Origin of the sequence: Gluconobacter sp. (assembly GCF_047723935.1) — a bacterium.
Classification (GTDB): Bacteria; Pseudomonadota; Alphaproteobacteria; order Acetobacterales; family Acetobacteraceae; genus Gluconobacter.
Genome location: NZ_JBDOBO010000017.1, coordinates 23108 through 45309 on the forward strand (window position 1 = coordinate 23108; position 22202 = coordinate 45309).

General features: G+C 55.5%; 26 protein-coding genes. 4 read left to right on the top strand and 22 right to left on the bottom strand.

What is annotated here, in order from left to right:
- Positions 1 to 19: 19 nt before the first annotated feature.
- Together ABF979_RS08285 and ABF979_RS08290 are read right to left on the bottom strand one after the other, a co-directional pair.
- The gene (locus ABF979_RS08285; RefSeq protein WP_415559093.1) at positions 20 to 643 is read right to left on the bottom strand and encodes a DUF4339 domain-containing protein; all 624 of its coding nucleotides are present in this window, start codon (positions 641 to 643) and stop codon (positions 20 to 22) included.
- Positions 644 to 707: 64 nt separating this feature from the next.
- On the bottom strand, positions 708 to 998 hold the full coding sequence (locus ABF979_RS08290; RefSeq protein WP_046901199.1) for a CsbD family protein: 291 nt from the start codon (positions 996 to 998) through the stop codon (positions 708 to 710).
- A 290-nt stretch (positions 999 to 1288) separates the two neighbouring features.
- On the opposite strand from ABF979_RS08290, the gene ABF979_RS08295 reads away from it, so the two are divergent.
- The 4 genes from ABF979_RS08295 to ABF979_RS08310 are packed head-to-tail and all read left to right on the top strand — an operon-like array spanning position 1289 to position 10652.
- Complete coding sequence (locus ABF979_RS08295) at positions 1289 to 2632, top strand: efflux RND transporter periplasmic adaptor subunit (RefSeq protein WP_415559095.1); 1344 nt, start codon at positions 1289 to 1291, stop codon at positions 2630 to 2632.
- 24 nt (positions 2633 to 2656) lie between these two features.
- The gene (locus tag ABF979_RS08300; RefSeq protein WP_415559097.1) at positions 2657 to 5842 is read left to right on the top strand and encodes an efflux RND transporter permease subunit; all 3186 of its coding nucleotides are present in this window, start codon (positions 2657 to 2659) and stop codon (positions 5840 to 5842) included.
- The gene (locus tag ABF979_RS08305; RefSeq protein WP_415559099.1) at positions 5839 to 9117 is read left to right on the top strand and encodes an efflux RND transporter permease subunit; all 3279 of its coding nucleotides are present in this window, start codon (positions 5839 to 5841) and stop codon (positions 9115 to 9117) included. The genes ABF979_RS08300 and ABF979_RS08305 overlap by 4 nt, the downstream gene beginning before the upstream one ends.
- Positions 9117 to 10652, top strand: coding sequence for an efflux transporter outer membrane subunit (locus ABF979_RS08310; RefSeq protein ID WP_415559101.1), 1536 nt, complete (start codon positions 9117 to 9119; stop codon positions 10650 to 10652). The genes ABF979_RS08305 and ABF979_RS08310 overlap by 1 nt, the downstream gene beginning before the upstream one ends.
- Positions 10653 to 10718: 66 nt before the next feature.
- On the opposite strand, the gene ABF979_RS08315 is transcribed toward ABF979_RS08310, so the two are convergent.
- From ABF979_RS08315 to rpsQ, 20 genes are all read right to left on the bottom strand, one after another.
- Entirely contained in the window at positions 10719 to 10889 is a 171-nt protein-coding gene (locus ABF979_RS08315) for a DUF1328 domain-containing protein (protein ID WP_007282750.1), read from the bottom strand.
- A gap of 52 nt (positions 10890 to 10941) precedes the next feature.
- On the bottom strand, positions 10942 to 11175 hold the full coding sequence (locus tag ABF979_RS08320; protein WP_215750711.1) for a hypothetical protein: 234 nt from the start codon (positions 11173 to 11175) through the stop codon (positions 10942 to 10944).
- Positions 11176 to 11287: 112 nt separating this feature from the next.
- Positions 11288 to 12604, bottom strand: a complete 1317-nt coding sequence (locus ABF979_RS08325) for an MFS transporter (RefSeq protein WP_215750710.1) — start codon at positions 12602 to 12604, stop codon at positions 11288 to 11290.
- A gap of 333 nt (positions 12605 to 12937) precedes the next feature.
- Positions 12938 to 13357, bottom strand: coding sequence for a 50S ribosomal protein L17 (gene rplQ, locus ABF979_RS08330; RefSeq protein ID WP_046901194.1), 420 nt, complete (start codon positions 13355 to 13357; stop codon positions 12938 to 12940).
- Between the two features lie 27 nt (positions 13358 to 13384).
- Positions 13385 to 14404, bottom strand: a complete 1020-nt coding sequence (locus ABF979_RS08335; RefSeq protein WP_202207710.1) for a DNA-directed RNA polymerase subunit alpha — start codon at positions 14402 to 14404, stop codon at positions 13385 to 13387.
- A gap of 130 nt (positions 14405 to 14534) precedes the next feature.
- The gene (gene rpsK / locus ABF979_RS08340; RefSeq protein ID WP_007282744.1) at positions 14535 to 14927 is read right to left on the bottom strand and encodes a 30S ribosomal protein S11; all 393 of its coding nucleotides are present in this window, start codon (positions 14925 to 14927) and stop codon (positions 14535 to 14537) included.
- Positions 14928 to 14985: 58 nt separating this feature from the next.
- Complete coding sequence (gene rpsM, locus ABF979_RS08345) at positions 14986 to 15363, bottom strand: 30S ribosomal protein S13 (protein ID WP_202207711.1); 378 nt, start codon at positions 15361 to 15363, stop codon at positions 14986 to 14988.
- A gap of 216 nt (positions 15364 to 15579) precedes the next feature.
- Positions 15580 to 16161 (bottom strand): adenylate kinase, encoded by a 582-nt coding sequence (locus ABF979_RS08350; protein ID WP_215750709.1) that lies wholly within the window; start codon positions 16159 to 16161, stop codon positions 15580 to 15582.
- Positions 16158 to 17531: a preprotein translocase subunit SecY gene (gene secY, locus ABF979_RS08355; protein WP_215750708.1), complete on the bottom strand. Its 1374-nt coding sequence runs from the start codon at positions 17529 to 17531 to the stop codon at positions 16158 to 16160. Before secY ends, ABF979_RS08350 begins: the two co-directional genes overlap by 4 nt.
- A gap of 96 nt (positions 17532 to 17627) precedes the next feature.
- Complete coding sequence (gene rplO, locus ABF979_RS08360) at positions 17628 to 18113, bottom strand: 50S ribosomal protein L15 (RefSeq protein ID WP_046901189.1); 486 nt, start codon at positions 18111 to 18113, stop codon at positions 17628 to 17630.
- A 1-nt stretch (position 18114) separates the two neighbouring features.
- Positions 18115 to 18303 carry a 50S ribosomal protein L30 gene (rpmD, locus tag ABF979_RS08365; RefSeq protein ID WP_203547652.1) on the bottom strand — a complete coding sequence of 63 codons (189 nt, stop codon included), beginning with the start codon at positions 18301 to 18303 and terminating at the stop codon, positions 18115 to 18117.
- Positions 18296 to 18868, bottom strand: coding sequence for a 30S ribosomal protein S5 (gene rpsE / locus ABF979_RS08370; protein WP_046901187.1), 573 nt, complete (start codon positions 18866 to 18868; stop codon positions 18296 to 18298). The genes rpmD and rpsE overlap by 8 nt, the downstream gene beginning before the upstream one ends.
- A gap of 12 nt (positions 18869 to 18880) precedes the next feature.
- Positions 18881 to 19243, bottom strand: coding sequence for a 50S ribosomal protein L18 (rplR, locus tag ABF979_RS08375; protein WP_046901186.1), 363 nt, complete (start codon positions 19241 to 19243; stop codon positions 18881 to 18883).
- Entirely contained in the window at positions 19243 to 19779 is a 537-nt protein-coding gene (gene rplF / locus ABF979_RS08380) for a 50S ribosomal protein L6 (protein WP_046901185.1), read from the bottom strand. Before rplF ends, rplR begins: the two co-directional genes overlap by 1 nt.
- Positions 19780 to 19789: 10 nt before the next feature.
- Complete coding sequence (gene rpsH, locus ABF979_RS08385; protein ID WP_010502111.1) at positions 19790 to 20188, bottom strand: 30S ribosomal protein S8; 399 nt, start codon at positions 20186 to 20188, stop codon at positions 19790 to 19792.
- Between the two features lie 12 nt (positions 20189 to 20200).
- Positions 20201 to 20506, bottom strand: coding sequence for a 30S ribosomal protein S14 (gene rpsN / locus ABF979_RS08390; protein ID WP_007282734.1), 306 nt, complete (start codon positions 20504 to 20506; stop codon positions 20201 to 20203).
- 134 nt (positions 20507 to 20640) lie between these two features.
- The gene (rplE, locus tag ABF979_RS08395) at positions 20641 to 21204 is read right to left on the bottom strand and encodes a 50S ribosomal protein L5 (RefSeq protein ID WP_046901184.1); all 564 of its coding nucleotides are present in this window, start codon (positions 21202 to 21204) and stop codon (positions 20641 to 20643) included.
- Positions 21205 to 21215: 11 nt separating this feature from the next.
- Positions 21216 to 21536 (bottom strand): 50S ribosomal protein L24, encoded by a 321-nt coding sequence (gene rplX / locus ABF979_RS08400; RefSeq protein WP_046901183.1) that lies wholly within the window; start codon positions 21534 to 21536, stop codon positions 21216 to 21218.
- Positions 21536 to 21904, bottom strand: a complete 369-nt coding sequence (gene rplN / locus ABF979_RS08405; RefSeq protein WP_007282731.1) for a 50S ribosomal protein L14 — start codon at positions 21902 to 21904, stop codon at positions 21536 to 21538. The genes rplX and rplN overlap by 1 nt, the downstream gene beginning before the upstream one ends.
- Positions 21905 to 21916: 12 nt before the next feature.
- Positions 21917 to 22189, bottom strand: a complete 273-nt coding sequence (rpsQ, locus tag ABF979_RS08410) for a 30S ribosomal protein S17 (protein ID WP_010502113.1) — start codon at positions 22187 to 22189, stop codon at positions 21917 to 21919.
- Positions 22190 to 22202 lie beyond the last annotated feature (13 nt).

Genomic DNA, 22202 nt, shown 5'->3' on the forward strand with positions numbered 1-22202 from the left:
AGACTCTTTCACGTGCCTTTCAGAGGTTTTCCTGCTCACCCTCGCCCTCTGCCGGAACCTGAGGTGCGCTGGAGGCATGATGCGTGTGGTTAACTTGCTGCTGTATTTCGGGCCACCGGCTGATCGTGTCACCGATGTTGAACACGAGCAGCACGATGCTGACGGCAAGAAGAGATCGCCCTCGTCCGGTGATCTGGCGACGACGCCAGAAATATCCAGGCAGGAACAGCCACCACCAGAAACCTGGAGGTGTAGCGCCTGTTTCCCGGATCGAATTCCGATCCATAAAAAACGCAGTAAAGAAAAGGCCAAGCACCAGAAGACTGACGATAGACATCGTGCTCATGCGGTCTGCTTCCGCAACATGCCGCCAGTCCATGATGTAAAGCGTCAGGCGCCCCATGATCCACGGACCAACCAGAAGCGCCCAGGCCCAATGCTCTGAAATTTCGGCGGAAGGGCGTATCAGTCCCGTCAATGGTGAAACCAGCCCGGCGGACGATGCCGGACGCCAGGAATCCCCAAAGGTCGGTGTCCAGACCAGCGTCTCCGGACGAATCCGCTGCTGCATGATCAGACGCAGAATTTCTTCACGGGATACGGGCCCAGTCTGCTGCCCGTTATTCTCGTAAAACCATTCCATAGAAAAAAAGCCTCCCGGATTACTCCGGGAGGCTTCTAGCACACGATGTAATGCGTGTGTGAAATCAGCTGCTCTTACGCCCGAACAGCAGACCGCCGACAATCATGCCAACAACTGTTGCAATGACGATCGAGATAAGCGGACGATCCTGCACAAAAGCCGTCGCAGCTTCGAGCTTCGTCTCGCCTTCGTCATAGAGGTCAGCGAATTCCTGCTGAGCCATGCCAGACAGCTGATCGAACTTACCCTCAGCCTGCGTGGCGGTGTCACCCGTCAGACCGCCAACGCCGTCCTTGACCTTGCCCTTGACTTCATCAAGTAGGCCCTCAGCCTTTGTACCTGTCGTATCAGCCATGTCTGTATCTCCTTATCCGGATGTGATCCGTTCCTGCCTTAAACGGCCCACGGACCATCGGGTTTCCATAAGGATATGGTGCGAGCATGAAATGAAGCAAGAGACAGATTGCCTTGAAAAGCAATCTCTTAGCCTTCCATGTTGCGTATTCGTTGCCAAACCTGAACAGGATTTAAGGTCCCGTCATGGCAGCATTGCGTTCGCTGCACTATAAGGAAAGAACTGACGGAAGGATGCCGTTTCTCAGGTGCATCCATACCAAAAAGCTGTACGGGAAAGACAGGACCACTATGGACGAGCAGACGGCCGGACCCAGCGACCGCCACCAGAGCATAAACGCCCAGTCCCCCTCGCCAGCCCGACGCCCCCGCCGTCGCTGGCTGCTATGGGGCACGATTGTTCTGGTGATTCTGCTGATCCTTTTTGCAGTCCTGCGGACGCACGGATCCCATTCAGGAAAATCGCACAAAAATGGCGCCGCGGGCGACACTCAGCCTGTTGCCGTTGCCACGGTTCATACAGGCGACATGCCTGTCATCCTGCAACTGATCGGCACAGTCATTCCCGTGACAAACGTGACGATTACACCGCGCGTCAACGGACATATTCTTGATGTGTATTATCAGGAAGGCCAGCACGTTAAAAAAGGCGATGAACTGGAGCTGATTGATTCACGTCCGTACGAAGCAATTCTTGCCCAGTACAAAGGAACACTTGCAGCCGACCGCGCCCAGCTTGAAAAAGCTCGTGTGGACAATGCCCGTTACCAGAAGCTGATCCGTCAGAACTCGACATCAGCGATGACAGCCCGAGATCAGGAATTCACGGTTCAGCAACTTGAAGGCACTGTGAAGTTCGACGAAGCCAACGTCCATAACGCCGAACTGAACGTGATGTACTGTCACATCATTGCCCCGGTTGATGGCCGCGTTGGTATCCGTGTGCTCGATAAGGGCAACTATGTCTCCGCTGGCCAGTCCGGCGGCCTGACAATCCTGACGCAGATGGAGCCAATCTCCGTTATCTTTACTGTTCCGCAGAACCAGATTGGCCCTGTTGCCGATCGTCTGCGTGAAGTTCAGGAACTCCCGGTCGAGGCCTGGAACAGCGATAACACTCAGAAGATTGCTGACGGCACCGTGAAAGCACTGGACAGTCAGATCGACACGTCCACCGGTACGGTTCGTATGCGTGGCATTTTCGCCAATGAAGACGAGCGGCTGTTCCCGAATGAATTCGTGAATGCACATCTCCTCGTCAATACGCTGCACGACGTCCTTATCGTGCCAGGCAATGCACTCCAGACCGGCCCTGACGGACAGTTCCTGTATGTCGTTCAGCCGGACATGACGGTGAAGGATGTGCCGGTCAAGGTTGGTGAGACGGACGACAGCAACGCCGTCATTCTGTCCGGTGTGAAGACGGGTGATCGCGTCGTGACTGATGGTGTGAGCCATCTGCGTCCGGGACAGAAAATCTCAATCCCCGATACGTCCACGCCGAACACCCAGAACGCCGCTGCAGAAGCCAAGACGGCCGAGACCCATCATCGCCACAGCAATGGCCAGCAGAGCACCGATGCCGCCAAGCGTGGCAATGATCCGTCCGCAGCCGATGTTACCGGCAATCACTGACCGCTCACAGGGAACAGCAAGACCGTGAATCCGTCCCGCCTGTTCATCGAGCGTCCGGTTGCCACCAGCCTCCTGATGTTCGCCATCCTGCTGAGCGGACTGCTCGGCTACCACTTCCTGGCAGTCTCCGCGCTGCCTCAGGTTGAATACCCAACCATTACGGTATCGACCTATTACCCAGGCGCCGGACCGGACGTGATGAGCACGTCCATCACGGCTCCACTTGAAACGCAGCTTGGGCAGATGCCGGGCCTGGACCAGATGACGTCACAGTCTTCTGGCGGTGCCTCGGTGGTGACCCTGCGCTTCGGCCTCGACATGTCCATGGACGTGGCGGAGCAGGAAGTTCAGGCAGCCATCAACAACGCCACATCTCTACTCCCAACAGATCTGCCAGCACCTCCGATTTATGCGAAGGTCAATCCGGCGGATACTCCGGTCCTGACACTGGGTATCACGTCGAAAACCCTGCCGCTTCCGGAAGTGGAAGATTACGTCAACACGCGTCTTGAGCAGAAGATCAGCCAGATCTCCGGCGTGGGTCTCGTCACGCTGTCTGGTGGCAATCGCAAGGCGTACCGCATTCAGGTCAACATCCCGAAGCTGACATCGTACGGCATCGCGATTGATACCTTGCGCACGATCATTACGACCGTGAACGTCAACTCCCCAACAGGCACATTTGACGGCCCAAAACGCTCTACATCTCTACGCATTGATGGGCAAATCAAGTCCGTCGATCAGTTGATGGACCAAATCATTGCCTATCAGAACAGCGGCCCGATCCGCGTTCGTGATGTGGCTACTGTCGTCGAAGGTGCAGAGAACACTCAGCTGGCGGCATGGTCGAACAAGACGCCTGCTTTGATCCTGAATGTTCAGCGTCAGCCCGGCGCCAACGTGATTGGCGTGGTGGACAACGTTCTGCGCATCCTGCCCCAGCTCAAGCAGGACCTGCCCCCTGGCATCGAAATCACACCGCTGACAGACCGGACAACAACCATCCGCGCCTCCGTTGATGATGTTGAATATGAGCTGGGTCTGTCCATGCTGCTCGTGGTCGGCGTCATTTTCGTCTTCCTGCGCAATGTCCCTGCCACAATCATTCCCAGCCTGTCGGTCCCGCTTTCGCTGGTGGGCACCATGGCGGCAATGTATCTGCTCGGGTTCTCGCTCGATAACCTGTCGCTGATGTCCCTCACCATTGCCACAGGCTTTGTTGTGGATGACGCCATCGTGGTGATCGAGAACATTGCCCGTTACGTGGAAGCTGGCGAAGACCGTTACACCGCTGCCCTGAAGGGTGCCGGAGAAATCGGCTTTACCATCATCTCGCTAACGGTTTCGCTGATCGCAGTGCTCATCCCGCTGTTGTTCATGAAGGATGTCGTGGGACGGTTGTTCCACGAATTCGCCATGACGCTCTCCATCACGATCGTCATCTCGGCCATTGTTTCCATTACTCTGGTTCCAATGATGTGCGCGCGGATGCTGACGGATACGCATGCCCCCTCCAAGAGCCGTGGGTTCTGGGGCCGCCTGTCCGATGCAACGGAACGCGGCATCAATGGCATGATTGTCCTGTATGGCCGCTGGCTGGACGTGGTTCTGCGGTTCCGTGGCCTGACGCTTCTGGTCACGCTCGGAACAATCATCCTGACGGGTGCATTGGCCTACACAATCCCGAAAGGCTTCTTCCCAACGCAGGATACAGGCGTTGTGCAGGGCATTTCCGTCATGTCCCAGGCGATTTCCTTCAACGGCATGAAGGAGCGTCAGGCCGCTTTGGGCGCCGAGATCCTCAAGGATCCGGATGTGGCCAGCATTTCGTCCTTTGTGGGAATTGACGGCCAGAACATGACGCTAAACGTCGGTCGTTTTCTGATTAATCTCAAGGCACGGGATGAGCGCACCTCTGACCTGACAACCATCCTTCAGCGTCTGGGCCAGGTCGGCCAGAATGTCATCGGAACGCAGCTGTTTGTTCAGCCGATTCAGGATCTGTCTCTGGATTCCTCGATTTCGGCCACACAATACCAGTTCATGCTTGAGAACCCGGATTACGACACCTTCAAGACGTGGGTTCCAAAAATTGTCGACGCGCTGAAACAGGAGCCTTCCCTGTCGGATGTCACGTCCGATCTGCAAGCTGAAGGTCTGGTTGCCCAGCTCTCGCTCGACCGTGCAACGGGTGCTCGTTATTCCATCACACCGCAGACGGTCGATAACCTTCTGTATGACAGTTATGGCCAGCGTCAGATCTCAACGATCTACACGCAGGCCAACCAGTACCGCGTTATTCTGGAAGCTCTTCCAGACCTTCAAAACGACCTGACGTCCCTCAACCAGTTGTACCTGCCGGGGATTTCATCCGAAGCAGGCAGCAGCACCTCCGGCCCGACACGTCAGCCGACTTCCGGGTTGGTCCCGCTGAAGCAGGTTACGACGATCAGTCATAGCCTTGCCCCCCTCCTCATCAGTCATTACGGCCAGTTCCCAGCCACGACGATCTCTTTCAACGTCTCGAAAGGGTATTCGCTCGGTGCGGCAACGAGTGCCATTGAACGGGTTGAGAAGCAGCTTGGCCTTCCTCCTGCATTCGAAACCGCGTTCCAAGGCACAGCCGCAGCTTTCCGCTCGTCTCTGACGAACGAAGTCTGGCTTGTTATGGCTGCGGTCATCGCGGTCTATATTGTGCTGGGTATTCTCTATGAGAGCTTCATCCACCCCATCACCATCCTGTCGACGCTGCCATCCGCTGCTATCGGCGCGCTGATTGGCCTGTACCTGTTCGGTATGGACCTCGACATCATGGGGATCATCGGCATCGTGCTGCTGATCGGCATTGTAAAAAAGAATGCCATCATGATGATCGACTTCGCCCTCGAGGCTGAGCGACTGGAAGGGCACACACCGCTCGAAGCCATTCGTCAGGCAGCTCTCCTGCGTTTCCGTCCGATCCTCATGACGACACTGGCCGCACTGTTCGGTGCCCTGCCTCTCATGCTGAGCCATGGCGTCGGCTCCGAACTGCGCCGCCCCCTCGGCGTGGCGATTGTGTGTGGCCTGATGTTGTCACAGATGCTGACCCTGTTCACCACTCCGGTCATCTATCTGTTCATGGACGGCATCGGCCGTAAGACGCGAACGCTGATGCAGCGCTATCATGCAGGCCGGGCGCAAACTCCAAGCACGCACAGCAACCCGTGAGGCTGATCCGCCTTTTCGTCATGCGGCCAGTTGGAACGATCCTTCTGGCCGTTGCGCTCCTGATCGGCGGCATCCTGGGCTATTTCAGCCTGCCCGTCGCCGATCTGCCGAACGTGGACTTCCCGGTCATCATGGTGATGGCGAACCAGCCTGGCGGTTCTCCGTCCGAAATCGCCAGTACAGTCGCAGCCCCGCTGGAGCGGCATCTGGGTGCGATTTCGGGCGTTACGGAGATGACGTCTGAATCAACGGTCAACCAGACCCGCATTACGCTTCAGTTTGACCTCTCCCGCGACATCAATGGTGCCGCGCGAGACGTCGAAGCTGCGCTTCAGGGCGCACGCCAGGATCTTCCCTCCACTCTGCGCACAAACCCGACTTACGACAAAGCCAACTCCAACGGTCCCCCGGTTGTTGCACTGACGCTGACGTCCAGCACCCGGACGCCACAGGAGCTTTATGAGTTTGCCAGCAACGTTCTGATTCAGCAGCTCAGTCAGGTTGAGGGCGTGGGCGAAGTCGAAATCCGCGGCAGTTCCCTCCCTGCGGTTCGCGTAGAACTGAATCCTCTCCGCCTGTTCCGGTATGGCATTGGTTTCGAAGATGTTCGCGCAGCACTTGCATCGGCTAATGCTCACACGCCGAAGGGCTTCATTGACTCCCACGGCACGCGCCTCATGCTGTCCACCAACGATCAGGCCAGCAAGGCCGTGGATTATCGTGGGCTGGTCGTCGCCTATCGCAACAGCCAACCCGTCCGCCTGACAGACGTCGCGGAAGTCAATGACAGCGTTGAAGATCTGCGCCAGACGGGCTTCCTCAATGGCCAGCGCGCCATCATCTGTACGGTGTTCACACAGGGGGGGGCCAACGTCATCAAGACGGTTGATGGTATTCGCAAGCGCCTTCCCATTCTTCAGTCGGCAATGCCGGGCAACACCCATATCAACGTCCTGATTGACCGATCCAAGACAATCCGCGCGTCCCTGAATGATACGAAACAAACTCTCATCATAGCCGTGGTGCTGGTCGTCGTCGTTGTACTGCTGTTTCTGCGCAGCCTGTCCGCCATTCTCATTCCAGCGATCGTCGTCCCCATCTCGATCATCGGAACATTCGGGGTGATGTCGCTGCTGGGTTATCAGCTCGACAATATGTCTCTGATGGCTCTGACAATCTCCACCGGCTTCGTTGTGGACGATGCCATCGTCGTGCTTGAGAACATTACCCGTTATATGGAAATGGGTCATGAGCGGGTGGAAGCCGCAATTCTCGGGGCAAGCGAGGTTGCCTTTACGGTTTTATCCATCACCGTGTCCCTGATTGTGGTTTTCGCTCCCATCATGTTCATGGGCGGCATTGCGGGTCGGTTATTCCATGAGTTCGCAATGGTCATGGTTATCACGCTGACCATCTCCATGGTGCTGTCCCTCTCCCTCACCCCGATGCTCAGCGCCCTGATCCTCAGCTCTGCGCCCGTAGCCTCACAGGGCTTCTGGGGCAGAATTGGTTCCATGCTTGAATGCATGATCGACCGGGTCGCCAAAGGGTATGAACAGTCACTCGGATGGAGCCTTCGGCATCCATTCCTGATCGTTATGTCCTTGCCAGCAACACTGATTCTGGCCGGTGTTCTCTTTGTGAAAATGCCCAAGGGCTTCTTTCCGTCTGAAGATACCGGGCAACTCATGGGGCGTCTCGTCGCCGATCAGTCCGTGTCCTTTCAGTCCCTGAAAGACATTACCGCCCGCGCCATGAAAGTCGTCGCAGCAGACAGGGATGTTGCGGGGGTTATGGGTGGCGCAGGCGGACGCTCGGCCAATTCCGCCAATCTTTTTGTCGCTCTGAAGTCTAAAGAGGAACGTAAGGACGATCTGGCTGCGACGGTTCAACGCATCAACCGGGCGTTCTCGCACGTTCCAGGCGCGCAACTCCGCCTTATGGCTCCAGGGGCAGTCCGTATTGGTGCGCGCTCGGGAGACGCAGCCTATCAGTACTCGCTGGAAGGCCCATCTGCCGAAGAGCTCTATGAGTGGACGCCTAAAATTGTTGCAGCGCTCTCAAAAATTCCCCTGCTCATGGATGTTTCGTCCAACGTAGAGGAAGGCGGTCAGGCCATTGCCATTGCGATCAACCGGGATATGTCTTCCCGCTATTCCATCACGCCCCAACTCATAGCCAATACACTCTACGATGCGTTTGGTCAGCGTTCAGCTTCCGTCATTTACGGGAATCTGAACCAGTATCATGTGGTGATGGAAGTCGCTCCGAGATACTGGGAAAGCCCCGAAACGCTGAAACAGATGTGGGTTAGCGCATCTGGTGGAACCGCCGCAGGCGGCACGTCTTCGAACAACCTGCGTGTTCGAGCCGACACCACAACCAGCACCCTCTCTCAGAGCGAACAGTCTTACATCAACTCCGTGGCGAATGCTTTGGCAGGCGGAAAATCCGCGTCTAGCGGTGCAGCTGTTGCCACTAGCGTTTCCAACATGGTGCCGCTTTCGGTGCTTGGATATCAGCGCGCCACGAACACGGCCCTGACGGTCAATCATGATGGACTTTCCGTCGCTACAACCGTGTCTTTCAATTTGGCGCCAGGTGCATCTCTTGGACCTGCCGTTCAGGCTGTCGAAGCGGCTATGGTCAAACTGCATGTTCCGCCCACTATTCATGGTGGATTTGCAGGCAATGCCGCAGCTTTCCAGAAGTCTGTCAGTGATGAGCCTTTGCTGATCCTTGCTGCTCTTGCGGCGGTCTATATCGTTCTGGGTATGCTCTATGAGAGCCTGATCCATCCCTTGACGATCCTGTCCACCCTGCCCTCTGCTGGCGTCGGCGCCCTTCTCGCCCTTCAGTTGTTTGGGCAGGAGTTCTCACTCATGGCGATGATTGGCGTCATTCTTCTGATTGGTATCGTCAAGAAGAATGCGATCATGCTGATCGACTGTGCTCTTGTCGCACAACGCGAGGGCGCAACAGCTTTTGAGGCTATCCAGCAGGCGAGCGTTCTGCGGTTCCGCCCGATCCTCATGACGTCTCTGGCTGCAGCCTTTGGTGCCGTGCCTCTCGTCTTCGGGAATGGATATGGCTGCGAACTGCGCCGCCCGCTTGGCATCGCCATTCTGGGTGGGCTGATGGTCAGCCAGCTTCTCACGCTCTACAGCACGCCCGTCGTGTTCCTTTATCTCGATCGTTTTGGAAAGATGCTCGGCCGCGCCCGGCATAACTTTGCCATTCTGCTTCACATCTCGCCCCGGGAAACGGAAATCTGATGACCGTCCTTCGTATGCCTTCCCTGCGTACTTTTCTGCTGGGAGCAGCAGCCGTGCCTTTCCTGAGTGGGTGCATGGTTGGACCGAATTACCATCGTCCTTCGGCAGTCATTTCTCCACACTTCAAAGAAGTGCCGCCACCAGCCGGCTGGAACAAGGCACGCCCGGATCTGGTTCAGATGCCCAAAGGCGACTGGTGGACCATCTTCAATGATCCGCTTCTCAATGATCTGGAAGAACGCATCGCGACATCCAATCAGAGCCTGAAGGAATACGAAGCGCAGTATCGCAAAGCCGCGGCGACCATCGATTCCATCAAGGCAAGCCTGTACCCCACACTGAGCGGGAATTTCAGCTTCAACAGGAATTCGCAGGGCAGCAGTGCCTCAAGCACCAGTGGTGGTTTCACCTACACCTCATCACAGTCTTACACGAGCAACACTTGGGCAACCGGCCCATCTGCAAGCTGGACGGTTGATGTCTGGGGAAAAATACGGCGGCAGGTTCAGCAGCAGGTTGCTGCAACGCAGGGCGACGCCGCGCTGGTTGCAAGCATGCGCCTGTCCTATCAATTGACACTGGCGCAGGACTATTTCAGCCTGCGATATCAGGACAGTTTGGTCGATCTCTATACGCGCAACGTGGGCCTATACCGGGACAATCTCAAAATTCTTGAAAACCAGCTTGAGGCAGGCGTTGCTGACCCAACAAGCGTTCTGCAGGCCCGGTATCTTCTGCAATCCACCGAAGCCAGCCTCGCCAATGCTCATATTGCCCGCGCCCAATATGAGCATGCCATTGCAATGCTGACCGGTCGCGCACCGGCAGACGTGACGATCGCTCCAGCATTGCTTCCCAAGGAGATTCCTGCAGCTCCTGTAGCCGTTCCTTCCATGATCCTTGAACGCCGACCGGACGTCGCCCAGGCTGAGCGCAACATGGAAGCCTATAATGCCGAAATCGGATATGCGATTGGCGCGTTCTTCCCGGAAATCACGCTCTCTGCATCTTATGGTTATAGCGGTAATCCGCTCCAGCAACTGATCCAGACCGCTACCCGTACCTGGGGCCTGGGCGCGGCTGCCACGGAAACGATCTTCCAGGGCGGCGCACGAACTGCTGCTATCCGTGAAGCCGAGGCAGACTACGATAATGCGGTCGCCACATATCGACAGACTGTTCTTGCAGCCATGCAAGACACGGAAGATCAGATGTCGAATCTGCATTACCTTGATCAGCAGCTAGGACTTCAGAACCAAGCCGTCGCAAGTGCCCAGGCTGCCGTACGGGTCTCCATGAATGAGTATCTCGCCGGCACCCAGATTTACACGACCGTCATTACAGCACAGCAGACCGCTCTTCAGTATGAAGAGAGCCAACTGAGCATTCGCCAGCAGCAATTCAATGCTGAAGTTGCTCTGCTGACTGATCTTGGCGGCGGCTGGAATGTAAAAGACCTCCCAACGAAAGCCTCTCTTCAGACAGACAACCCTTTGCTTCCCTCTTTCATCCAGAAAGACAAAAACGGACGCTGAAAACAAAAAGGGCGGGATTTTCATCCCGCCCTTTTTTATGCCCTCATCCGGCGAAGGATACAGCGCTTAGAGAGCGTGTAGCCCGGCAACGCCAGCCAGAATGGCCAGAACAGCAAGTACCAGGAAGATGATGAAAAACAGCTTGGCAATACCAGCGGTTGCTGCGGAAATGCCCGAAAAGCCGAACACACCGGCAATGATAGAAATAATGAAGAAAACGATAGCATAATGCAGCATGGGACATGATCCTTGAATTATAGGTCGTGGTCATGTCGTAACGTCATGTGCCTCAGGAAGGTTTCTTTCCTGAAAAAAGACTACGTCCTAACAACAGACCGCTGACAAAAGCGGACAGCAGCAAGAAAAATGGCTGATCCACCATCAGATCCGCCACCACGGCCCGACTTTCTCTTACAAATGAGCAAATATTTTTCTTTGCGCCGGTACAATCCACAAGACGTTCAGCCCCCTCCTGCAACGACGGCACACTCTCATCCAGATATGAAGCCAGATCAGCATCCATAATTTTTAACTCCGAGATCATTCCATCAAGAACATACAAAAACAGGGGCAGTTCGATAACGAACCACCCCTCTTCTTTTACAACTTAACAACGAAGGTGTGACTGATGGGCCTTAGTGCCCGACAGTCGTGCTCACTTCGCCGCGCGCTGCAGCTTCTTCCGTATAACGGCGAGCTTCAGGAGAAATCTTGAGAGCCAGCGTCATTCCCGCAGAAGCGAGATAAATTACGGCAAACGTCCAGATCACATAGCTCATGCCCGGACCAAAAACGGCCCCACAGAGCGAAACGATTGCTGGTCCAACCCAGGTAGAAGCACCTGCGCCCAAGCCGAGAATGGAAAGTGCAGCGGCTTTTTCACGTGGGCAGATTTGCGGCATCAGGCCGGAAAGCGGCACGAATGCAGCAACGGTCGCACCATAGAAAATGCCGGCAGCAGCCACGGCCCAGAAATTCCCCGGGTACCAGATCGGCACATAGTAGAACAGCGGGATGGCAATGAAGCCACCGATGCCACCAAAGACCGACACCACGAAACGATGGCCCAGAGTGTCAGCAACCATGCCGGAGACAAGGTTGAAAAGAATGTTGCTGAGGAAGATCAGCGACAGCAGATTGAGCCACTGTTCCAGGCTGAAATGCAGCTGATCCACGAAGAACGCTGGCATGATCGCAAGGAATGCATATTCCGAAGACGTGTCGATAATACGGACAATGCCCGCAATCGTCGTCTTAGGCTCACGCCACATGATGCTCAGCGAGCCAAAGAAGATATCCTTGGTTGGCACATGATCAGGCAGCAGACGCTTCTTACCCGTAGGCTCGTGCGTGAACAGCAATGCGACGAGGCCACCGATAATCACCAGACCAAGTGAGCACCAGAACGTCTTGAGTTCACCAAGATATGGGATCGTATAGCGTGCAAACTGGGAGCCAAGTGTCGGCAGGCCCGCAGAGAAAGAGAACCAGAACCATCCAGCAGCCGATCCAAGCATGGCAGCCGGAGTTGCGGCAGCAATCCACACAAGGAAACCGTATGCGAACAGCGGATAGGCAAATCCACGCAGCGCATAAAAGAGAAGAATCATCGGCCCGCTATTCGGACCGAGCCCGAACGTCAGGAAGCAGACTTCCAGAAGAGCCCAAAGGACCAGACCGATCCACATGACCTTCTTGGGGCCCATCAGATCAGAGAGAGGCCCGGAGAACCAGGCGGCAATCATGACCGTGATGCCGTAAAGAGTGAAGAGTTCGTTGACGAACCCTTGGGAGTGGCCGTGGTGCAGCATGTAGGTGTCGAGATATCCGGCTTCAACACCGTCTCCCACCATGAATAGAAGCTGACCAACAAAAGCCCAGAAAAGGGCGCGTGGGATGCCAAGAATTTCCGCTAGTCCGCGTTTAGGTGCGGCTGTTTCGGACATTTTCATGCTCTCCAGGCATAGGCGCGTCACGAACCTGCTTCGGCCTCATTGCCGAAACAGATATGGGAGGCGTCGTTGCGGGCCCTACGAGAGTGCTCGGACCCGTTTCTCAAAATTATGCAGGACAGCGAGGCCAACAGATTGTTGACCTTCAGGAAAGAGATACCCTCCCCGCCCTGACGGGCGGGAGAAAAACAGCCGGTTAACAAACCAGACGGGAATCGTCCTGCAAGAGATGTGGCAAAACTACACACTCTGCACAGCAATGTGAACCGCAGAATAAAAAAAAGGCCGGTGCATTGCTGCACCGGCCTTTTTTTCGTCTCAAAACGAGAAGCCTCAGGCGGCTTCCTGCTCTTCTGCAACTGGCTTCGGACCGCTGTCCTGGCCCTTGGCATCGACATCACGCTCTACGAGTTCAATGACTGCCATGTCGGCGTTATCGCCGTAGCGTACGCCAGCCTTCAGAACGCGAGAGTAGCCACCGGCACGAGCCTTGTAGCGCTCAGCAACCGTGCTGAAGAGCTTGCTGACAACCGTGTCATCACGCAGCTGAGCGAATGCCTGACGACGAGCGTGCAGGTCACCGCGCTTACCGAGAGTGATCAGCTTCTCAACAACCGGACGAAGTTCTTTCGCCTTCGGCAGAGTCGTCGTGATCTGCTCGTGCTTGATGAGTGCGACGGCCATGTTGCGGAACATGGCAGCGCGGTGAGAAGAGGTGACATTGAGCTTACGCCCGCTCACACCATGACGCATTGCTAGTTTTCCTTACCTTGAAAGTTCTCAGAACGTCTCGTCGAGACGCTTGGCCAGATCCTCGATGTTCTCGGGCGGCCAGGCCGGGACGCTCATGCCGAGCGACAGCCCCATACCGGTGAGAACTTCCTTGATCTCGTTGAGCGATTTACGCCCGAAGTTTGGCGTACGGAGCATTTCCTGTTCGGACTTCTGCACCAGATCGCCAATGTAAACAATGTTGTCGTTCTTGAGGCAGTTGGCGCTACGCACCGAAAGCTCGAGCTCGTCAACCTTGCGAAGAAGATTGCGGTTGAACGGCAGGTCGTCCTGCGGCTCTTCATGCTGGACCGGACGCGGCTCATCAAAATTGATGAACAGCTGAAGCTGATCCTGAAGAATACGCGCAGCAAGAGCCAGACTGTCTTCCGGCGTTACAGCACCGTTCGTCTCAACCGTCAGCAGCAGCTTATCGTAGTCAGTGACCTGACCAACGCGGGTCTGCTCGACCTTGTAAGACACGCGGCGAACCGGTGAGTAGATTGCATCGATCGGAATCATACCAATCGGAGCATCTTCCGGACGGTTTGCAACAGCAGCAACGTAACCCTTGCCCATGTTGACGGTGAACTCCATTCCGAGCTTCACACCATCATCAAGGGTGCAGATCACAAGATCAGGGTTCATGATTTCAATATCATGCCCGGCCTGAATCTGCCCTGCCTTTACTTCTCCCGGACCAGTCGCCGTGAGAATCATGCGCTTCGGTCCCTCACTGTGCATACGCAGAGCAAGCTGCTTAACGTTCAGGACGATGTCCGTTACGTCTTCACGCACGCCAGGTACAGCAGAGAACTCATGCAGCACGCCATCAATCTGAATGGCAGTTACTGCAGCGCCCTGAAGTGAGGACAGAAGAATACGACGCAGCGCATTACCGAGCGTCATACCGAAACCGCGCTCCAGCGGCTCCGCCACGACTGTGGCGATGCGCGAGGCAACCGGGCCGGGCTCGACTTCAAGCTTCTCCGGCTTGATGAGGGACTGCCAGTTTTTCTGGAGAACCAAGGTCGTGGCCTTTCAAACAACGAAGCCCGCCAACAAAAATTGGCGGCACCTGGCCCGCACAAATCGTGCGGAGGGAGATGCAATCACTACACATGCCGTACATCCTCACGAATGTACGGCATGGCATCACTCAAACGCGACGACGCTTGCGCGGACGGCAGCCGTTATGGGGCACCGGCGTCATGTCACGGATGGACGTAATGGTGAAGCCAACAGCCTGCAGCGCACGAAGAGCACTTTCACGCCCCGAACCCGGACCGGACACTTCGATCTCAAGCGTTTCCATACCGTGCTCGCGAGCCTTACGGCCTGCGTCTTCTGCAGCAACCTGTGCCGCATACGGTGTGGACTTACGCGAGCCCTTGAAGCCCTGTGCGCCCGAGGAGGACCATGCAATGGCATTACCCTGCGCGTCAGAGATCGTGATCATGGTGTTGTTGAACGTGGAAAGCACGTGTGCAACGCCAGAGATAATATTCTTGCGCTCTTTCTTACGAATGCGCGGTGCTGCGGCCTTAGCCATAATAGAGGTCGTCCTAAAAGTTAGCGAGAAGCGTCAGAGTGAAGCAGTCAGGCGCGAATTAGCGCGTGACCTTCTTCTTGCCAGCAATCGCCACTGCCTTACCCTTACGGGTACGTGCATTCGTGTGCGTACGCTGACCGCGGACCGGAAGGCCGCGACGATGACGCAGACCGCGGTAGCAGCCCAGATCCATCAGACGCTTGATGTTCATGGCCGTCTCACGACGCAGATCACCTTCGACGCGGAATTCGCCATCGATCAGCTCACGGATCTTTACGATCTCATCGTCAGACAGTTCGTTAACGCGCTTTGCATCGGGGATACCGAGCTTGCTGCAGATTGCCTGCGCGGTCGACGGGCCAATGCCGTAGACATAGCGCAGGCTGATGACCACCCGCTTGTTGGTCGGAATGTTTACGCCGGCAATACGTGCCACGCCAATTCTCCCATCGACGCGATCAATTGACCGCGTCAGCCTGTTTCATGTCCGGTCGAAACCGGATCGATTGCATCGCAGGCATGTCAGCTCCCAGTCCGATTCCGGAACACAGGCCACCTCTACGCTGCAGATATGTCGAGGGCGCGCAATATACCGGGCACCCCCCTTGAGTCAAATGAGAATGATCACTTCTTCGTGATCATTCTCATTTCTTCAATTTTTTGCGGTCTTTCCGATGAGTGAATCAATCTCTGCACCCACTTCGTCAACGCCCAGCATTCCATCAACATGCTTCAAACGACCAGCCTTCTCATAATAAGGAAGGATTGGTGCAGTCTGACGGCGATAGATATCAAGACGAGATCTCACCACCTCAGGATTGTCATCTGGCCGACGTGTACCATCTTCCGCAGTACGACTGGCAATACGCTCGACAAGCTGATCTTCGGCGACATCCAGAAGAATGACGGCGTCAATCTTCAATCCGTCGGTGCCCAACATGGCATCAAGTGCTTCCGCCTGGCTTTCCGTTCTTGGGAAACCATCCAGAATGAACCCTTGAGCACAATCTGGCTGGGCAATCCGTCCCTGGATCATCTTCACCATTATCGGATCAGGAAGAAACTCCCCTTTCTCCATAATGGCTTTTGCTTCCTTGCCGATTGGCGTTCCCGCAGCAACTTCCGCCCGCAGCATATCTCCAGTCGAGATCTGCTTTAGCCCATAAAGCTGCTCAAGACGTTTCGCCTGCGTCCCCTTGCCTGCCCCGGGAGGGCCAAGAAGAATGATATTCATCGACGCTTATTTCCTCCCGAAATGCCATTCCTGGAACCACGGCTACGCTGCTTGCGGATCAGCCCCTGATACTGGTGGGCAACAAGATGAGACTGGACCTGCGTCACGGTATCGATTGTGACCGACACAATAATGATGAGGCTCGTACCGCCAAAATAAAATGGCACGTTGTACTTGCTGATCAAAATCTGCGGCAGGAGACAGACAACGACCAGATACAGAGCACCGATCGTGGTCAGCCTCGACAGAATCCGATCGAAATATGACGCGGTGCTTGCTCCCGGACGAATACCCGGAATAAAGCCGCCCTGCTTACGCAGATTTTCAGCCGTTTCTTCAGGATTGAATGTCACAGCAGCGTAGAAGTAAGAGAAAAACAGAATCATTGCGGCATAGAACAGCATATAAAGAGGCTGTCCCTGACCAAGCTGCTGCCCAAGAACGGAAAGCCAGCCCGGCATATTATGCCCGTTCATGAATCCTGAAATCGTCACAGGAATCAGCAATACGGAAGAAGCAAAAATGGGAGGGATTACACCCGCCGTGTTTACCTTCAACGGCATATGCGTGGAATCACCGCCGAACATGCGATTGCCAATCTGACGCTTCGGATACTGGATCACAACACGACGCTGTGCCTGCTCCATGAAGACGATAAAGGCAATGACAGCGATCGCCATAACCAGAAAGATCATCACGAAAATCGGAGACAATGCCCCGGTGCGGCCCAGTTCAAAAAGGCTGGCCAGCGCATGAGGCAAATTGGCGACAATACCCGCGAAAATAATCAGTGAAATACCGTTACCGACACCCCGTGATGTGATCTGCTCGCCAAGCCACATCAAGAACATCGTGCCACCAACCAGCGTCACGACACACGACGCGAGGAAGAAGGCACCCGGCATCACCACAGCGCTTGCGCCATGAGACGTCATGTTCTCCAAACCAACAGCGATACCGTACGCTTGGAAAAGTGCAATAAAAACAGTGAGGTAGCGGGTGTACTGGTTAAGCTTTTTACGCCCCGCCTCACCTTCCTTCTTCATTGCTTCCATGGATGGAAGAGCTGTCGAAAGAAGCTGAATGATAATTGATGCACTGATGTACGGCATGATGTTCAGGGCGAACACAGTCATGCGTCCGAGAGCGCCACCCGTGAACATGTCAAACATGCCCAGAATGCCACCCTGATGCTGTGCCAGCAGCTGACCCATGACTGTCGCATCAACACCAGGAACAGGAATGTATGTTCCAAGCCGATAAACGATAAGGGCCAGAAGCGTAAACCAGATACGCTTCTTGAGTTCAGTCGCCTTGGCAAAGGAACTCATATTGAGATTGGCGGCGAGCTGCTCTGCTGCGGAAGCCATCCACCTGTCCTTTCATGAAAACAGCGTCGCCGCACATCTGCACGGGACGCTGTTCACTATCTAACCATACCCCAGATAAATCTGGGAGAGGAAAGCTCAGGCTTCAGCCTGAACTTCCTTCTTCGGTGCGAGCACCTTAACGGAGCCACCGGCCTTCTCGACGGCAGCAAGAGCTGCCGCAGAAGCACCGTCAACTTCGATGGTCACGCCATGCGAAAGTTCACCCTTCGCAAGAAGACGAACACCATGGGTCTTGCCGTTGACAAGCCCAGCAGCGCGCAGCGTTGCTTCTGTGACAGGAGCCGACTTATCCAGCTTACCTGCTTCGATAGCCTTCGAAATCGCGCCAAGGTTCACCGGAGCATATTCCTTACGGAAGATGTTCACGAAGCCACGCTTAGGCATACGGCGATACAGCGGAAGCTGACCACCTTCAAAGCCATTCAGCGAGACGCCTTCACGAGCCTTCTGACCCTTAACACCACGTCCGGAGGTCTTACCCTTACCGGAACCAATGCCACGTCCTAGGCGCTTCTTGCGATACCGAGAGCCCTCGTTATCGCGCAGTTCGTTAAGGTTCATTTCAACCCTCCACCTGGATGAGGTGGGCAACCTTGCGGATCATCCCACGCACAGCCGGAGTATCTTCCAGCGTACGGGTGGAACCGATACCGCGCAGACCAAGACCAACAATGGTCTCAGCCTGGCCCGGTTTGCGACCAATGACAGAAGCGATCTGCTTTACCTGAACGGTCTTACCGTTTTCAGACATTTGCAGTCTCCTCAGTCTGAGCCTGCTCGCGCTTACCGAAAAGCTCAGCGGCCTTTTTGCCACGACGCGAAGCGACGTTGCGAGGGCTGCTTGCCTTTTCAAGAGCAGCGAACGTAGCCTTGATCATGTTGTGCGGGTTACGCGTTCCAAGGCTCTTAGCGACAACGTCGTTAACACCTAGGCTCTCGAAAACCGCACGCATCGGACCACCAGCGATGATACCCGTACCAGCTTCCGCTGCACGAACAACCACCTTGCCAGCACCATAATGGCCAGACGTATCATGATGAAGGGTACGACCCTCCTTCATTGGTACGCGAATCATCGTGCGCTTAGCGCGCTCAGTAGCCTTACGAATGGCTTCCGGCACTTCACGAGCTTTACCCGCACCGTAACCAACACGTCCCTTCTGATCGCCAACGACAACCAGCGCTGCGAAAGCAAAGCGACGGCCACCCTTAACAACCTTGGCAACACGATTGATGGTTACGAGCTTGTCGACCAGATCATCGCCCTGCTCGCGCTCACGACCACCACGGCCGCCTTCTCTTGGCTCACGTGCCATGTGTGATCCTCCTTAGAACGAGAGTCCGCCCTCACGGGCAGCCTCTGCCAGGGCCTTGACCCGGCCATGATAGACATAAGCGCCGCGATCAAACACGACGGCCGTCACGCCAGCTGCCAAGCCACGTTCCGCGATCAGCTTGCCGATCGCCGAAGCTGCGTCCACGTTAGCACCGGTGTTGCCATTGTCGCGAAGCTCTTTTTCCAGCGTAGACGCGCTGGCAAGAGTACGACCCTGTGCATCGTCGATGATCTGGGCGTGAATGTGCTTGCTGGAACGGAAGACCGACAAACGCGGCCGGCCGCCGCTCTTGCGACGAAGCTGGAAACGCAGCCGCTGACGGCGACGTTCCTGCAATCCTTGCTGCGATGCCATTACTTCTTCTTACCTTCCTTGCGACGCAGAACTTCCGTGTCATAACGAACGCCCTTGCCCTTGTATGGCTCAGGCTTGCGGAAGCTGCGAATATCGAGAGCGACCTGACCAACGCGCTGCTTGTCGTTGCCTTCAACAACAATAGCGGTCGGACGCGGCGTGGTGATCTTGATACCGGCCGGAATCGGATAAACGACATCGTGCGAGAAGCCGAGGTTCATCACCAGATTGGATCCCTGAACAGCGGCACGGAAACCCGTACCCTGGATTTCAAGACCCTTGGTGAAACCAACAGACACACCCTTGACCATATTTGCGATCAGAGCGCGCGTCGTTCCCCACATCGTCCAGTTTTCACGGGAGCGACGACCAATCGGAGCAACTGCAACTGAGTTGTCTTCGATTTTCACGTCCACGTGACGAGAAACCGGGAAGCTCAGTTCACCAAGCTTGCCTTTGGCCGTGAAGACACCGTTGGCAACTGCGACCTGCACACCTGCCGGAACTTCTACGGGATATTTACCTACGCGAGACATGCGACCCTCCTCAGAAGACGCGGCAGAGAACCTCGCCGCCAACATTGGCAGCGCGGGCCTCGACGTCCGAAAGGACGCCACGCGGGGTGGACAGGATCGACACACCAAGGCCGGCATAAACGCGCGGAAGTTCCTTGATCTTCGAATAGACACGACGGCCAGGCTTGGAGACCCTATGGATTTCCTTAATGACCGGCTGCCCTTCAACGTACTTCAGCTCAATACGGAGCTGCGATACGCCCTTGCGGACTTCTTCCGTGGAAAAACCACGGATGTAACCTTCACGCTTCAGAGCCTCAAGCACGTTTGTGCGAAGCTTAGAAGCGGGCGCAACGCAGGCAGCATGGCGAGCACGCTGAGCATTACGGATCCGGGTAAGCATATCACCCAGTGGATCAGACAACGACATTCGATCTATCCCTTACCAGCTCGACTTGACCATGCCAGGAATCTGGCCGGCGGACGCAAGATCACGCAGAGCGATACGGCAAAGCTCGAACTTACGGTAGTTAGCACGGGGACGACCGGTCAGCTTGCAACGAAGACGGACGCGCGTTGCGGATCCGTTACGTGGCATTTGTGCCAGCTTAAGAGTCGCTTCAAATCGGTCTTCAACCGAAAGGGAACGATCCTTGATGATGTTTTTAAGAGCGGTCCGCTTTTCCTTATCGCGCTTCGCAAGAGCTGCGCGATGGTTATTACGGTTAACCGCTGAGATCTTCGCCATCTCGAATTTTCTCCCGGAACCTGTCAGGCCTATCCCGACGGTTTTCCAATCAGCGTGTCTATAAAGGAAAGCGGCCTTCCAATGGAAGGCCGAATCCTTATTTTTAGTCGCGATCGGTCTGAAAAATTACCTGATCAACCTGCGAACGGCAGATCGAAGGCCTTCAGCAGAGCCTTTGCTTCGGCATCGGTCTTTGCAGTGGTCACGAAGATGATGTCCATACCGCGAACGGCATCGATCTTGTCATATTCGATTTCCGGGAAAACAATCTGTTCCTTGATGCCCATGGCGAAGTTGCCACGACCATCAAAGCCCTTGTTTGCCGGAAGACCACGGAAATCACGAATGCGGGGCATTGCGATCGTCACGAGACGGTCGAGGAACTCATACATACGCTGACGACGCAGAGTAACCTTACAACCGATCGGAAGACCTTCACGGATCTTGAAGCCAGCAATAGCCTTGCGTGCCAGCGTCTTAACCGGCTTTTGACCGGAAATCGCTGCCATTTCAGCAACTGCTGCATCCAGCTTTTTCTGGTCGCCAGCAGCTTCGCCAACGCCCATGTTCAGCACGATCTTCTCGAGCTTAGGAACCTGCATTGGGTTTGCGTAGCCGAACTGCTCAAGAAGCTGCTTACGAAGAATTTCTTCGTAGCGCTGCTGCATACGCGGCAAAGCGGTGTTGTTATCGCTCATTTTTGCGTTCCTCAGCCTTCGATCACTTCGCCGGTTGCCTTAGCAACACGAACTTTGCGACCGTCTTCAAGAACCCGAAAACCAACGCGTGTCGGCTTACCGCTCTTGGGATCAACCAGCTTTAGGTTGGACAGATGGATCGGCATTTCCTGCTCGATAATACCACCTTCGCCACCTGCGCGGTTGGGCTTCGTGTGACGCTTAGCGATAGCTACGCCGCGAACGACAGCTTTCTCAGCCTTTGGCATCACTGAAAGGACTTCGCCACGAACACCCCGGGACTTGCCGGAAAGAACGAGGACCTGATCGCCTTTTTTAATACGTGCAGCCATTACAGCACCTCCGGCGCCAGGGAGATAATCTTCATGAACTTGCGAGCACGCAGTTCACGAACGACCGGGCCAAAGATACGCGTGCCAATCGGCTCCTGCTGCTTGTTAATCAGCACAGCAGCATTCTTGTCAAAACGGATCGCAGATCCGTCTGCACGACGTACCGGATAAGACGTACGAACGATAACGGCCTGATGGACGTCACCCTTCTTCACCTTACCGCGGGGAATGGCTTCCTTAACGGATACGACAATGATGTCGCCGACCGAGGCAGTCTTCCGCTTGGAGCCGCCCAGCACCTTGATGCACTGCACCCGACGCGCACCGGAATTATCGGCGACGTCAAGGTTGGTCTCGGGATGAATCATGTGCCTACCCCCTTATGCGCTGACGGAAGAGGAAGCCGAAGCCATGTCCTCTCCGTTGCGTGCGACGACAGACCAAGTCTTGCGCTTGGAAATCGGTGCACATTCTTCAATGCGAACCAGATCGCCAATTTGGCAGACATTGGCTTCATCATGAGCCGCATACTTTTTGGAGCGGCGGATGAATTTCTTATAGAGCGGGTGCATGATACGACGATCAACAAGAACGGTAACCGTCTTGTCCATCTTGTCGCTCGTTACTCGCCCTGTCAGGACGCGCCTTGGCATCGTCCGTCTCCTC

Bases quoted from the DNA above. Each gene is read 5' to 3' on its own strand.
- rplF (WP_046901185.1), bottom strand. From the start codon at position 19,779: ATGTCTCGCGTAGGTAAATATCCCGTAGAAGTTCCGGCAGGTGTGCAG.
- rpsK (WP_007282744.1), bottom strand. From the start codon at position 14,927: ATGGCTAAGGCCGCAGCACCGCGCATTCGTAAGAAAGAGCGCAAGAAT.
- ABF979_RS08325 (WP_215750710.1), bottom strand. From the start codon at position 12,604: ATGAAAATGTCCGAAACAGCCGCACCTAAACGCGGACTAGCGGAAATT.
- rplQ (WP_046901194.1), bottom strand. From the start codon at position 13,357: ATGCGTCATGGTGTGAGCGGGCGTAAGCTCAATGTCACCTCTTCTCAC.
- rplO (WP_046901189.1), bottom strand. From the start codon at position 18,113: ATGAACCTTAACGAACTGCGCGATAACGAGGGCTCTCGGTATCGCAAG.
- ABF979_RS08315 (WP_007282750.1), bottom strand. From the start codon at position 10,889: ATGCTGCATTATGCTATCGTTTTCTTCATTATTTCTATCATTGCCGGT.
- ABF979_RS08295 (WP_415559095.1), top strand. From the start codon at position 1,289: ATGGACGAGCAGACGGCCGGACCCAGCGACCGCCACCAGAGCATAAAC.
- rplE (WP_046901184.1), bottom strand. From the start codon at position 21,204: ATGAGCGATAACAACACCGCTTTGCCGCGTATGCAGCAGCGCTACGAA.
- ABF979_RS08290 (WP_046901199.1), bottom strand. From the start codon at position 998: ATGGCTGATACGACAGGTACAAAGGCTGAGGGCCTACTTGATGAAGTC.
- rpsE (WP_046901187.1), bottom strand. From the start codon at position 18,868: ATGGCACGTGAGCCAAGAGAAGGCGGCCGTGGTGGTCGTGAGCGCGAG.
- rpsN (WP_007282734.1), bottom strand. From the start codon at position 20,506: ATGGCGAAGATCTCAGCGGTTAACCGTAATAACCATCGCGCAGCTCTT.
- ABF979_RS08320 (WP_215750711.1), bottom strand. From the start codon at position 11,175: ATGGATGCTGATCTGGCTTCATATCTGGATGAGAGTGTGCCGTCGTTG.
- rplR (WP_046901186.1), bottom strand. From the start codon at position 19,243: ATGGCATCGCAGCAAGGATTGCAGGAACGTCGCCGTCAGCGGCTGCGT.
- rpsH (WP_010502111.1), bottom strand. From the start codon at position 20,188: ATGTCGTTGTCTGATCCACTGGGTGATATGCTTACCCGGATCCGTAAT.
- rpmD (WP_203547652.1), bottom strand. From the start codon at position 18,303: ATGTCTGAAAACGGTAAGACCGTTCAGGTAAAGCAGATCGCTTCTGTC.
- rplX (WP_046901183.1), bottom strand. From the start codon at position 21,536: ATGGCTGCACGTATTAAAAAAGGCGATCAGGTCCTCGTTCTTTCCGGC.
- ABF979_RS08350 (WP_215750709.1), bottom strand. From the start codon at position 16,161: ATGAATATCATTCTTCTTGGCCCTCCCGGGGCAGGCAAGGGGACGCAG.
- ABF979_RS08285 (WP_415559093.1), bottom strand. From the start codon at position 643: ATGGAATGGTTTTACGAGAATAACGGGCAGCAGACTGGGCCCGTATCC.
- rpsQ (WP_010502113.1), bottom strand. From the start codon at position 22,189: ATGCCAAGGCGCGTCCTGACAGGGCGAGTAACGAGCGACAAGATGGAC.
- rplN (WP_007282731.1), bottom strand. From the start codon at position 21,904: ATGATTCATCCCGAGACCAACCTTGACGTCGCCGATAATTCCGGTGCG.
- ABF979_RS08310 (WP_415559101.1), top strand. From the start codon at position 9,117: ATGACCGTCCTTCGTATGCCTTCCCTGCGTACTTTTCTGCTGGGAGCA.
- secY (WP_215750708.1), bottom strand. From the start codon at position 17,531: ATGGCTTCCGCAGCAGAGCAGCTCGCCGCCAATCTCAATATGAGTTCC.